Source organism: Enterobacter cloacae complex sp. IR53030 (assembly GCF_049238365.1).
GTDB lineage: Bacteria > Pseudomonadota > Gammaproteobacteria > Enterobacterales > Enterobacteriaceae > Enterobacter > Enterobacter kobei.
Window position 1 is genome coordinate 47,832 of sequence record NZ_JBMKHA010000001.1, and the last position, 12,802, is coordinate 60,633.

At 52.7% G+C, this 12,802-nt stretch carries 12 protein-coding genes and 1 pseudogene; 7 read left to right on the plus strand and 6 right to left on the minus strand.

Features of this window, described 5'->3' with window-relative positions; translation table 11 throughout:
- Positions 1-56 precede the first annotated feature (56 nt).
- On the minus strand, positions 57-959 hold the full coding sequence (gene citR, locus ACOTXR_RS00235) for a DNA-binding transcriptional repressor CitR (protein ID WP_023332380.1): 903 nt from the start codon (positions 957-959) through the stop codon (positions 57-59).
- Positions 960-1,575: 616 nt separating this feature from the next.
- Between citR and ahpC the strand changes: the two genes are divergently transcribed.
- The 6 genes and pseudogenes from ahpC (at position 1,576) to ACOTXR_RS00265 (ending at position 8,245) form a co-directional block, all read left to right on the plus strand.
- The gene (gene ahpC / locus ACOTXR_RS00240; RefSeq protein WP_014882974.1) at positions 1,576-2,139 is read left to right on the plus strand and encodes an alkyl hydroperoxide reductase subunit C; all 564 of its coding nucleotides are present in this window, start codon (positions 1,576-1,578) and stop codon (positions 2,137-2,139) included.
- 185 nt (positions 2,140-2,324) lie between these two features.
- On the plus strand, positions 2,325-3,890 hold the full coding sequence (gene ahpF / locus ACOTXR_RS00245) for an alkyl hydroperoxide reductase subunit F (protein ID WP_014882975.1): 1,566 nt from the start codon (positions 2,325-2,327) through the stop codon (positions 3,888-3,890).
- A 186-nt stretch (positions 3,891-4,076) separates the two neighbouring features.
- Positions 4,077-4,652, plus strand: coding sequence for a TorD/DmsD family molecular chaperone (locus ACOTXR_RS00250; protein ID WP_063433613.1), 576 nt, complete (start codon positions 4,077-4,079; stop codon positions 4,650-4,652).
- Positions 4,649-6,924 (plus strand): annotated as a pseudogene (locus ACOTXR_RS00255) (molybdopterin-dependent oxidoreductase). The gene ACOTXR_RS00250 and the pseudogene ACOTXR_RS00255 overlap by 4 nt, the downstream one beginning before the upstream one ends.
- Complete coding sequence (locus ACOTXR_RS00260; protein WP_421766966.1) at positions 6,921-7,478, plus strand: 4Fe-4S dicluster domain-containing protein; 558 nt, start codon at positions 6,921-6,923, stop codon at positions 7,476-7,478. The pseudogene ACOTXR_RS00255 and the gene ACOTXR_RS00260 overlap by 4 nt, the downstream one beginning before the upstream one ends.
- Positions 7,478-8,245 (plus strand): dimethyl sulfoxide reductase anchor subunit family protein, encoded by a 768-nt coding sequence (locus tag ACOTXR_RS00265; protein ID WP_058689801.1) that lies wholly within the window; start codon positions 7,478-7,480, stop codon positions 8,243-8,245. Before ACOTXR_RS00260 ends, ACOTXR_RS00265 begins: the two co-directional genes overlap by 1 nt.
- Positions 8,246-8,284: 39 nt before the next feature.
- Here ACOTXR_RS00265 and uspG read toward each other — a convergent pair whose 3' ends face one another.
- The 3 genes from uspG to rnk form a co-directional block, all read right to left on the minus strand.
- Positions 8,285-8,713: a universal stress protein UspG gene (gene uspG / locus ACOTXR_RS00270; protein WP_014882980.1), complete on the minus strand. Its 429-nt coding sequence runs from the start codon at positions 8,711-8,713 to the stop codon at positions 8,285-8,287.
- A 149-nt stretch (positions 8,714-8,862) separates the two neighbouring features.
- Positions 8,863-8,952, minus strand: a complete 90-nt coding sequence (gene yldA / locus ACOTXR_RS00275) for a small membrane protein YldA (protein ID WP_350028918.1) — start codon at positions 8,950-8,952, stop codon at positions 8,863-8,865.
- A gap of 139 nt (positions 8,953-9,091) precedes the next feature.
- Entirely contained in the window at positions 9,092-9,502 is a 411-nt protein-coding gene (rnk, locus tag ACOTXR_RS00280; RefSeq protein WP_014882981.1) for a nucleoside diphosphate kinase regulator, read from the minus strand.
- Positions 9,503-9,771: 269 nt separating this feature from the next.
- On the opposite strand from rnk, the gene ACOTXR_RS00285 reads away from it, so the two are divergent.
- Entirely contained in the window at positions 9,772-10,389 is a 618-nt protein-coding gene (locus ACOTXR_RS00285) for a flavin reductase family protein (RefSeq protein WP_023336911.1), read from the plus strand.
- Here the strand turns inward: ACOTXR_RS00285 and rna are convergent.
- Together rna and dcuC are read right to left on the minus strand one after the other, a co-directional pair.
- The gene (gene rna / locus ACOTXR_RS00290) at positions 10,383-11,192 is read right to left on the minus strand and encodes a ribonuclease I (RefSeq protein WP_032637201.1); all 810 of its coding nucleotides are present in this window, start codon (positions 11,190-11,192) and stop codon (positions 10,383-10,385) included. The genes ACOTXR_RS00285 and rna overlap by 7 nt on opposite strands.
- A 94-nt stretch (positions 11,193-11,286) precedes the next feature.
- Complete coding sequence (dcuC, locus tag ACOTXR_RS00295; protein ID WP_058689802.1) at positions 11,287-12,654, minus strand: anaerobic C4-dicarboxylate transporter DcuC; 1,368 nt, start codon at positions 12,652-12,654, stop codon at positions 11,287-11,289.
- Between the last annotated feature and the right edge of the window lie 148 nt (positions 12,655-12,802).

The window sequence follows — 12,802 nt, forward strand, 5'->3', positions numbered from 1 at the left end:
ACATTTCCCTTGTGAATATATAAAAAGGACTGACTGCTGAAAACAGTCAGTTATAATTATTGTGGTAAGTTTAAGTCATCAATAAAATTGGAGAAGGAAGCATTATTCAGTGCTGAGCGATTGTACATCATATAAACCGGGACTGTCGGGAAGGTAATGTCAGTCTCAATCTTACGGAGATTTAATGCCGGACCATACTGCTCATAGGCTGGCGTAGGGGCTAATCCAATCAGATCGGAATTGCCTATCATCGACAGCAGTGAGATAAACGAGTCGCTGCGGAACAGGATATTTCGTTCGGGAAGCAGTTGCTCAGTATGCTCCTGAAAATTCTTTACGCTCAACTCATCACTCAGGTAGGCCGTAAATTTTTCCTGAAGAATTTCGTCACGCGTCGCCTGTAAACCCAGACGGGGGTGATCCTGACGGCAAACCAGCGTAAAAGACATCTGCTGGAACAAGCAGCAGGCCGTTGAACGGCTATTCAGCGGGGCAAAAGAGAAGACAAGGTCCGCTTTCCGGTATGCCAGCAGGTCTTCTGCTGAGTCCGGGGCAAGGAAGACATCATGCAGCTCAACCTGATAGTTATATTTCTCGATCAGGATTTTCATCGGATCCAGCATGATTTTAGGCGTCATAAACTGCGGACCGTAAATGACAAAGCTCTTCTTCAACCCGTTGCTGTGCATCATATTGATGGTTTGCTCAAGCTGATTGAGGTTTTGTTCAAGATGATGATGAAGGTTGACGCCAACCGTAGTGGGGGTGATGCCCTTACCTGAACGGATAAACAAGGGATCGTTGAGTTGTCCGCGCAGACGTTGCAGTGACTGACTCACTGCTGAGGGGGTAATATAGAGCGTCTCAGCCGCTTTACTGATACTCAAATGTTGATAGATACATTCAAAAATGACTAGCAGGTTGAGATCAAATTTTTTAAGATCGTAGAGATTTGCCATGTGTCGTCCTGAGGATGCCGTGTTTGCATGGGTTATCATATCACTGATAACTATAGTTTGAAGTTAACCATTTACAATCCTTTCGGTTAACTCTCTTAATTTTAAATTAAACGCGTCTTAATATATCACGACGTCAGATTATTAAAATAGTACTTCAAAGATGATTAAGATAATTTTATCTCGCTAAGAGGCACTTTAATTGACAATTGTCATTTATATATTGAGTTATTTTTATAATAAAAATTAATTTATAACGCCCCGTCATTATGTTCGAAACTGCCTATCACAGCCATAGGCAGGAATGCCTCTCCCGTGGATTGCTCAAGCCTGGCACGGATGGTGTAATTAAACGGCTGTTACCACCTTGATGTTAAGGGCGTAGAGCGCAACGCAACGCCAGCTTAAGCTGGCACTGAATGTACCTGCGGGGAATTCAGGTAAAAGGGCCGCCCGTAGAGGCGGCCTTTTTACTTTTGGCGTTTCCTTTAAAAGGTTCACCTTACTGTCTTGTTGATGTTGTTAGGTATGGCTGATTGATTTGATAAAGCAAACGCATTAGCCCCGATGAGCAAAGTTAGTTACCTTACATCTCAACGAAAACACGGAGGAAGTACAGATGTCTTTGATTAATACCAAAATTAAACCTTTCAAAAACCAGGCGTTCAAAAACGGTGAGTTCATTGAAGTCACTGAGAAAGATACTGAAGGTCGCTGGAGCGTGTTCTTCTTCTATCCGGCTGACTTTACCTTCGTTTGCCCGACCGAACTGGGTGACGTGGCTGACCACTATGAAGAACTGCAGAAGCTGGGCGTAGACGTTTACTCTGTCTCTACCGATACCCACTTCACCCACAAAGCGTGGCACAGTAGCTCTGAAACCATCGCGAAAATTAAATACGCGATGATCGGCGACCCGACTGGCGCCCTGACCCGTAACTTCGACAATATGCGTGAAGATGAAGGTCTGGCCGACCGCGCGACCTTCGTTGTTGACCCGCAGGGCATTATCCAGGCTATCGAAGTTACCGCTGAAGGTATCGGCCGTGATGCGTCTGACCTGCTGCGTAAAGTGAAAGCCGCTCAGTACGTGGCTTCCCACCCAGGCGAAGTGTGCCCGGCGAAATGGAAAGAAGGCGAAGCGACGCTGGCTCCATCTTTAGACCTGGTCGGCAAGATCTAAGTCGGCAAAGCCTGGCGGCGCCGCGTTTGCACAGGCCTACAGTATCGTAGGCCGGGTAAACGAAGTGTCACCCGGCAATCCATGGGCGCGCCCGCGCCCATTTCATTAGCACCATGATGCAAGTTGCATTCAGGCCGCCCCTATAAGGCAGCTTGCATGATGACGTCTTAAGAGAGGGAAGAACAATGCTCGACGCGAATATGAAAACCCAGCTCAAGGCCTACCTTGAGAAACTGACCAAACCTGTTGAGCTGATTGCCACGCTGGATGACAGCGCGAAATCGGCAGAGATCAAGGAACTGCTGGCAGAGATCGCTGAACTGTCACCGAAAGTGACCTTCAAAGAAGACAATACGCTTGCAGTCCGTAAGCCTTCTTTCCTGATCGCCAACCCGGGTTCTGATCAGGGGCCGCGCTTTGCCGGCTCTCCGCTGGGGCATGAATTTACCTCACTGGTGCTGGCGCTGCTGTGGACCGGTGGGCATCCGTCTAAAGAAGCGCAGGCTCTGCTGGAGCAGATCCGCGATATCGACGGTGATTTCGAGTTTGAAACCTATTACTCACTCTCCTGTCACAACTGCCCGGACGTGGTGCAGGCGCTGAACCTGATGTCGGTGCTGAACCCGCGCATCAAACACACGGCGATTGACGGCGGTACGTTCCAGAATGAGATCACCGAGCGTAACGTAATGGGCGTGCCGGCGGTCTATCTGAATGGTCAGGAGTTTGGTCAGGGCCGCATGACGCTGACGGAAATTGTTGCCAAAGTGGATACTGGCGCAGAAAAACGCGCAGCAGAAGCGCTGAACAAACGTGATGCCTACGATGTGCTGATCGTCGGTTCCGGCCCGGCGGGCGCGGCAGCGGCGGTTTACTCCGCGCGTAAAGGGATCCGTACCGGTCTGATGGGTGAACGCTTTGGCGGCCAGGTACTGGATACCGTGGACATCGAAAACTACATTTCCGTGCCGAAAACCGAAGGCCAGAAACTGGCTGGCGCACTTAAAGCGCACGTCAGCGACTATGACGTGGATGTCATCGACAGCCAGAGCGCCAGCAAGCTGGTTCCTGCTGCGGTCGAAGGCGGTTTACACCAGATTGAAACGGCATCCGGCGCGGTGCTGAAAGCGCGTAGCATTATCATTGCCACCGGCGCGAAATGGCGCAACATGAACGTTCCAGGTGAAGATCAGTACCGCACCAAAGGTGTGACCTACTGCCCGCACTGTGACGGTCCGCTGTTTAAAGGTAAACGCGTAGCGGTGATCGGCGGCGGTAACTCCGGCGTGGAAGCGGCTATCGACCTGGCGGGGATTGTGGAACATGTGACCCTGCTGGAGTTCGCTCCAGAGATGAAAGCCGACCAGGTTCTGCAGGATAAAGTTCGCAGCCTGAAAAACGTCGACATCATCCTGAACGCGCAGACCACCGAAGTGAAGGGCGACGGCAGCAAAGTGACCGGCCTGGAATACCGTGACCGCATCAGCGGCGACGTGCACAGCGTTCAGCTTTCGGGGATTTTCGTGCAGATTGGTCTGCTGCCAAACACCACCTGGCTGGAAGGCGCGATTGAGCGCAACCGTATGGGCGAGATCATCATTGATGCGAAATGTGAAACCAGCGTAAAAGGCGTCTTCGCCGCAGGTGACTGTACGACCGTGCCGTACAAACAGATCATCATTGCCACGGGCGAAGGTGCGAAAGCGTCCCTGAGTTCGTTTGACTATCTGATTCGCACCAAAACAGCATAAAAAAAAGTAAGACGATACCTGCAGTAGCCACCTCATCATGGGGTGGCTTTTTTATTGGTTTTTTTTATTCTCAATTATTGTCGTGATTGAACGCTTCATGCGTTAACTACCTGCTTCGATCAAAGAAATTAATAAGCCTGCTGATAATATCTCGTCGTTTTCTGTTGATAAATATTTATATTTAACATGAATGATAAAGATATATTCACACCTTCAATATATGAGGCGTTAACACCCTTTGAAATAAAGGGGTTGATGTTTCGTGATTTCTTCAACGCGGCGGATATGACCTCGCGATGCGCCTCGTTACGCTATTTTTTCCCTGAGAGTGAGTCCTGGCCGCAGGATGAGGCGTTAAACGTCGAGTATGACTTTAATGCGCTGTTTGTCGGCCCGGCGACGCTGCTGGCGCCACCTTATGCCTCGGTTTATCTGGACGAGGAGCCTCTGCTGATGGGGGCGACGACGCTGAGCGTGCGCGAATTCCTGCAGAGCATTGGGCTGTCCGTCACCGCGGAAAATAGCGTCCCCGACGACCATATCAGCTATGAAATTGAACTGGCCGTAATGCTATTAGTGCATGCCAGACATTCACCGCAATATCATGAAGCACTTACCCGTTTTGTCCGCGCGCATCTCGAATTATGGCTCCCGGCATTTATCGCAAAAATAAAGGATTGTGCGAAAACAGCCGTAATTAAATGCCTCGCCGTGCTACTGACTAATTGGTTTGATGAATTAAAAACGAGAGTAATATTATGACTATTGATAAAGGGCAGCTTAACCGGCGCTCCTTTTAAAAGGACTGATTGCGCTAGGTACCGTCGCCGCATTACCCGGCGGATTATTATCCTCCCGATGTGCCATGGCACAACCGCCCATTCCGTTTAACCCGAAAACCTACAAAATCTTCCGTAACGCCTGTCCGCGTAACTGCTATGACACCTGCAGCTTAAAAACGTGGGTGAAAGATGACGTGATTACCTTCGTCGAGGGGGCAAGCGAATCCACCTTTACCCACGGTGCGCCGTGCGTGAAAGGGCTGACCTACCCGCGCCGGGTCTACTCGCCGGACCGTATAAAATATCCGATGATTCAGGACGGACGCGGCAGCGGCAAATGGCGACGCATCTCCTGGGATGAGGCCATGCAGCGGATCGCCAGCAAGATGCTGGAGATCAAAAAGAAAGATGGCTCCCTGCTTGGCCTGGCGCTGACCAAATATTCCGGCAACCTGGGGGTGATGAGCTATGCCGTGGAGGGGATGATGTCCTCGCTCGGCTACACCACGCGTTTTGCCGGTACGCCGTGCTGGCCTGCGGGCATTGACGCACAGCACTACGACATGGGCGACATGTGGTGTAACGACCCGGAAGATCTGGTTAAAGCCAAATACATTATCCTCTGGGGGGCGAACCCGGCCTGGTGCTCCATGCACACCATGAAGTACATCTATCAGGCCCGCGAGAAAGGGGCGAAAGTGGTGGTTATCGATCCGCTGTTCTCGCAAACTGCCGCGAAAGCCGACCTCTATCTGCGCGTGCGTTCAGGTTCAGACGGTGCGCTGGCGCTGGGTATGGCGCGCCATTTGGTGGACACCGGCCGCGTGGACCAGGAGTTCGTCAATCATTTCGCGCACGGGTATCCGGAGTTTGAGCAGTACTTGCTCAACAACATCACGGTAGAGTGGGCATCGGAAATTTGTGGTCTGGCGCCGGATGTGATTCGCCAGCTTGCCGAGGAGTTCACGGCGGTTAAGCCCTCCACCGTCTGGATTGGCTACGGTATGCAGCGCCACGTGAACGGCGGTGCGAACGTGCGTGCGATTGATGCCTTTGTCGCCATGACCGGCAATATCGGCGTAGAAGGCGGTGGCGCTCGCTACGGCCATCTGCAGACCTGGGGCTATAACTACCATGCAATGACGCAGACACCCCCGGTGGGTTCTGTAGGGATGGAAGGGGTATCAGGCCCGGTGGGCGAGTTTGTCAGCGATAGCGGCGAAAAGCGCAAGTACTCTGACCGCGCGCTCAACCTGAACCAGACTGCGCAAAGCATTCTGGACGCCAACGATCCCCCTATCCGCATGCTGTGGGTGGCCTGTAAGAACCCGTTTGCCCAGGACTTCGACCGCAACAAGATGAAAAAAGCGTTCGACAAGCTGGAAATGGTGGTGTGCGTGGATCAGTTCTTTAACGAGACGGTTCAGCACGCGGATATCGTTCTGCCTGTCACCACCACCTTCGAGCACTGGAGCGCCTCTTCGTCTTACTGGCACTACTGGCTGACGGTAAACGAACCTGCCATCAAGCCGATGTACGAATGCAAGAGCGACCTGGATATTGCCGTGTTGCTCTCCCGTACCATCAACAAAATGGAACCGGGCTCTTGCACCTTCCCACAGGATGTTGACCAGAAAAAATGGCTGGATCTGGAATTCAACGACGGGCTGGCGAAGCAGTTTGGCATCAGCTCCTGGGACGATCTGCTGAAGGGGCCGGTGAAGGCCAAAATGCCGAGCAGCGCAGCCTGGCACGATCGGAAGTTCAAAACGCCGTCAGGCAAGTATGAGTTTTTATCCGCGCGCTGCGAAGAGAACGGCCATAAAGCGCTGCCGGAATATCTGCCAGCCGCAGAAGGTAAACTGCCGTTCCAGCTCTTTACGCCGCACCTGCAGTACGGCCTGCATTCGCAGTTCGTTAACCTTGACTGGATGCAGGTCTTCTGGCCGGAGCCCTTTGTCTATATCCACCCGGTTGCTGCGAAGACAAAGGGGATCCGTGACCTGGCGACAGTGCGGGTATTCAACGAGATCGGCGAGGTTCAACTGCGTGCCAAAGTGACCACCAATGTACCGGAAGATTTCCTGGTCATGTACGAATCCTGGTTCAACAAGCTTAGCTATAACGTGCAGAACGTGGTGAAAGATACCCCGGCCGATATGGGTAAAATGGCCACCGGTGCACCGGGCGCGGCTATTCACGATCAGTTTGTCGATATTGTCCTCATTGCCAATGAAGGAGCGGACGCATGAGACGCGCATTTTTAGTGAACAGTGATAAATGTATTGGCTGCCGCGGATGCGCCATGGCCTGTAAGAGCTTCAACCAGCTCGAACCCGAACGTTTCTGGCGCTATGTCTACCCGCTGGATAAAGAAATTTACCCGCATGAGGAGCGTGCGTTCTTTTCGCTGGCCTGTAACCACTGTGAAAACCCCGCTTGTCTGGCGGCGTGCCCGGTGGAAGCCTACACCAAACGTGATGATGGCGTGGTGGTGCATAAGCCTGAGCGCTGCATCGGCTGTAAAAACTGTATCCGCAATTGTCCGTATGGCGCTCCGCGCTTCAATGAGGAAACGCAGAAGGCCGAGAAGTGCAGCATGTGCTACGAACGTCTGGATATCGGCTTAAATCCTGCCTGCGTTAACGCCTGTCCGGTTGGGGCGCTGACCCTGATCGATCTGGATGCCGATCCGCTGCCAAATAATTCCGTTCAGTATCCGCCGTGCTTCCCAAAAATGCCGCAGCTTAATCCGGGTACGCGCTTCATTCTGGCCCGTCAGCCTAAACAGCCGGGGGATAAATAATGGAAAAGTACGAACTGCCGTTAGTGATTTTTACCGTGCTGAGCCAGATGTCCGTTGGGATGACGCTCCTGTTGAGCTGGCGCACGCTGCGTGGCGAAGTGCAGGGCAACCGTCTTCACTGGCTGATCACGGGGCTGATCCTGGGGGTTGCCTCCATCGCCGCGGTATTGCATCTGGCGCACCCGGAACACGCTTATAATGCGTTAATCAACCTGAAACATGCCTGGCTGAGCCGTGAGATTCTCGGCGCGATGCTGTATGGCGGCACAATTGGCCTGGCTTTCCTTACGAAAGGCAACAAAGGCGCAGCGCTGCTGGCGTCCCTGTTCGGGATACTGCTGGTGGTGGTGCAGGGGATGACCTACGCCGCGCCGGCGATGCAGGCCATTGCCAACGGCATCACCATGATGCTGTTCTTTGCCACCGTCTGGGTGCTGGGCTGTGCAGCTACACCGCTGCTCGGGATGAAAGCGTCAGCTGTCGCACTGCGTCAGGGCATTATCGCCCTGATGGCGCTGCTGATTGCCGCACCGGTACTCTGGCTCAGCGGCGGCACCATCATGAAAATGACCGCTCACGCCTGGTTAAGCTCGCCGCTCTATCTGGGCTGCCTGCTGTGCTGCGTCGTGGGGTTCACGTTGTCGCTAAGGCGCCATCCGATGCAGAAAGCCGTATTTGTTATCCTGCTGGTGGGCGTGGTGCTCAGCCGCCTGACCTTCTTCGGTGATACCGTCAGTACCATCGTCAATATTGGTCATCTGTACTGATAAACAAAACCCCGCGCAAGCGGGGTTTTTTATGGGCAGTTAACGAACCACCATCACCGGAATGTGGGTATGGCGGATCACGCTGGAGGCGTTTGACCCTAGCAGGTGAGTGGTGATGGAAGGATTGCGTGAACCGATCACCACTACGTCTGCATTCAGCTCCGCGGCCAGTTCATTGACGGCATCGCGTACGCTACCGAACCGGACGTGGGTTTTGATGCGCGACGGGTCGATGCTGAAATGCCCGACCATGGTTTGCAGGCGCGTCTCGGCTTCGTGCTGTAAGTGCTCTTCGAAGCGACGCACATCGGCGGCAAAGCGGTGCAGACTCAGGCTGGCGGAGCCCGGCAAGACATGTAAAAGGTGAATAATACCGTCCTGCTGTGCGAGAAATTCCGCGTGACGCACTGCTTTGTCACTCAGTTCCATTTCAAAAACATCAACCGGCATAATGATTCTCTGATACATACCCGTTTCTCCTTGTTTATAAACGCTGAAATCATTCAACCACAAAATAGTTATGGATTCTGTAATCACTCCGTCAATTTTGATGACGATCGTGATGCCGCGAAAAAAATCATTGCGCAGCGTGCGGGGCAGAGCGGTGACGTGAGCGTTCACCAGTGGCGTTCAAGGTAAAGCACAGCCGAGACGATGATGGCCACAAAAAGTAAAAAAATGAATGTGATAACCACTATCTCACCCATGACCGTCCCCACGGCACCAAAACAGATTAAGCGTGTATTAAGGGGAATAAGGGTGATATAGGAAAATCAGGTGAATTTGCGGAAAGAGGATGCGGGTGCATCCTCTGTGCAAAGCGAGTGGGCGCTTGTTCAGAAGGGATTAACGCAGGTAATCGCCCGCAGCTTCTGGCTGGTAGAGCAGTTCCAGCACTTCCAGATGAGTGGAGGCCCCGCCCGGTAAATCCCAGTGGATGGTATCTCCTGTGCGCAGTCCCAGCAGTGCGGCGCCGACAGGGGCAAGAACCGAAAGCTGCGCGCTGCTGTCAGTCATCTGAGCCGGGTAAACCAGCGTGCGGGTCAGCTCTTCACCGGTGGTCAGGTTGCGGAATTTTACCCGGCTGTTCATGGTGACCACGTCATGCGGCATTGACTCAGGTGTGCACATCTGCGCGCGGTCGAGTTCCTCATTCAGGGCATCGGCCACCGGAAGTGAGGCGAATTCGGCTTTTTCCAGCAATCGGTCGATACGTTCTGCGTCGAGTTCATTGATGATAATGGTGGGTCTGGACATTTTTTACTCCATGTCGTTAATGCTGCGTCTAACGCAGAAACCAATCCAAAAGAAAACCCTCGCCGTCTGGCAGCGAGGGTTTAACTTACCCGATGATACTGGCTGAACGCTCAAGTTTGAAGTGATGAAGGTCACATTCATGTCCCATATGAATTTTCGCTGAAATTTATTCAGTCTTAATTCCAGGCGGATTGCGTTACGCTGAGTATCCTGAACCCGGGTGTTGCGCGAAGCATTATGCGTGTCTGCCCCATCAACGAGAGAGCACTATGTATTTCTATCAACCGTCTCAGGGGCACGGCCTGCCGCATGACCCGCTGAACGCCATTATTGGTCCCCGTCCGATTGGCTGGATCTCCTCTTGCGATCGGGCCGGTCAGTTGAATCTCGCGCCGTATAGCTTCTTTAACTGTTTTAACTATCGCCCGCCGATCATCGGTTTTTCCAGCAACGGCTGGAAAGACAGCGTGCGAAATATTCACGAGACAAAGGAGTTTGTCTGGAATCTGGCGACGCGCGATCTGGCACATGCCATGAATCAAACCTCGGCTACGCTTCCTCACGATCGGGATGAATTTACCTTTGCAGGATTAACCCCCGCCGCAAGCCAACTGGTGAGTGCTCCTCGTGTGGCGGAAAGCCCGGTCAATTTTGAGTGCCGCCTTTCTCAGTGCATTCAGCTTACCGGAGCCGATGGCACCCCGGTTGATACCTGGCTGGTGCTGGGTGAAGTGGTGGGGATCCATATAGCGGAAACGCTACTGGAAGAGGGGATATACCAGACGGCGAAAGCGCAGCCCATCCTGCGAGCGGGTGGGCCGACGGCGTACTATGGGATCAGTGATGAACACCGGTTCGATATGGTGCGCCCGGTGGTGGGTCAATAACCGGCTTTATCAATGACAAATTGTTTTCCGCAGTTACCAGGATGTGGCTGCGGGGCAAAGGACGTTGCGGAAAGCGGTTGGTTAATGGTGTCTGCTTTCAGCGAAATCTGCATCTCAGTGAGATACGCCGGGTTGCCATTGCAGGTCAGCTTAAAGGCTTTGATGTTTTCTTTGCCCCAGCTTTTGGCAATGGCGTTGTCAAAATCACGACGACTGACGGCTTTACCGTAGTTAGCCGCGAGGAATTGACCGACGGCACTGTTTTTCATTTCCTGATTCATTCTCACCATGGTGCCGAAATAGGCATCGGGATCAAAACCAAAACAGACGCCATGCTTGGCGTATTCGTACCGTTCCAGGCAGGAGTTTCCGCCCGCGCCCGGCATCACCTCGTTAAGTTTTGCCGCACCGGAAAGCGACAGCCCGGTTTCGGCAGCAGCACATTTGCGGCTGGCCTTTGCTTCCGGCATATTCGGGATGGGACGCGTGGCACAACCAAATCGCATCCATCGACGTTCATCCACGCCTCGTGCCGCTATCGATTTCGGCAGACCAGGCCATAACCCGTGGACGGTCAGAAAATCGGCTTTATTTTCGCTCTCTTTTTGCAGACGACATTCATCCGGTTCATTGCGGTTACGCTCAACCATGCTTTGACAAAACCCGGTTTGCCAGGACAGCGCCAGTACATAGCGATCGAAATCGCCATATTGCGTAGCGTTGAGCGGTTCTGCCTGTGCGGAGAAGACACTGAGTGCAAGCGCAACTGCGCCAGACGAGATAACGATATCCTTCCTGAACATGTGATTTCCTGATTGGTTGTGCTCGATTAATTTTTGGGAGTTATTAAAGCACAAAAAGCGCCAGCAGGCGCTTTTTGGAAATCAGGAATTTTACTTAGGCAGCGCCGGGAACCAGCACTTCGGTAGCAATAATGACGATGATCAGGCCAACCAGCACCGGGACTGACGTGCGTTTGACGACCTCAAACGGAGAGATTTTTGCCATACCCGCAACCGCAACGACCACGCCTGAAACAGGAGAGATGGTGCGACCCAGGTTTGAGGCCTGAAGCATCGGAATAGACAGGTAAGCCGGGTTGATGCCAGAGGAGTGAGCCAGCTTAGGGATCATCTCAACGAAAGCGTAAAACGGCGCGTTACCAGAACCGGTGGTCATCGCCGCCAGCATGGTCAGAACGACCAGCACCAGCATCAGGATAATACTGGCTGAGCCGAACGACGTGGCGATGGAGATCAGGCTCTGGATAAAGCCAATCGTGCTCAGACCCTGGGCAAACACGCCTGCCGCAACCAACAGCATCACCACGCCCGCGAAGGCATCCGCCATTCCACGATACGCCACTTCCAGGCCGGAGAAGACTTTTTGCGTGTTGAAACCGCGCACGAATTCCAGCACGGCAGCCAGCAGCATACAGATGACCAGAATAGTAATAATGTGCAACTGTGGACCCCATTTGCCGTCAAAAATCAGCACGCCGATAATCGGTGTGAACGGCAAAATGGCGTAGAACGCTGGAGCGGTGGTGGTGATTTCGCTGACATCCATCATCTCATGGCTGATGTTCTCTTTTTTATCGAGATAGCGCTGCCAGAAGAAATGCGCGACCCCCATTCCCACAATGGCGACAATCGAGATCGGCAGCGTGGTCTTAAAGGCGAAGTCGATCAGCGACATCTCGGCTGCTTTGGCGGCTAGCACAACGTCGCCAGAGGTTGGGGAAAGAATAATGGCGGCCGGTGATGCGCAAATGGCTGCCGCTGCACCGCGGCTGATGCCCACGTTCACCATCACCGGGAACAGCGTGGCCATTAACAGTACGCCAAGACCGGTGGCCGATGAAACGGCCAGCGACATCAGACAGGCGAGGAAATAGGCGGCAACCATTAACAGATACGGGGAGTTAATATACTGCAGGGGTTTCGAGGCAAGCTTAACCACCATGTCATTAGCGCCGATATGGGTCATGTAGGCGGCAAAACCGCACAGCATCATGATCATCATACCGAGATCGCCGCCACGGCTCATGAGCAGTATTTTAATATATTCAACAATATCCGTGGCAGTAAAACCCGTGCTGGCTGCGCTGGCAGGTAATACCTGATGCCCCATTAATGCGCTGACACTCAGGAGTGTTAAGCCGCCAACAAATAAAACGCCCGTGGCTGAGTACCCTTTAATGATGTAGCGGGCTACACCGACAATGACGACGACCCCAATAAGGAGTTCGATAAACGTAAGCATGATTTCCCCTGTATCCTATGCCCTGAGGTACAAAAAAATTAATAAAATAAGAAGGATGAAAATGTGCCGAATTAATGGCCTGCCCTTGCTGATTAAAATCAATAAATAGACGACTAAAGAACAGTATCACAGCGTTTTTGCCATGGCC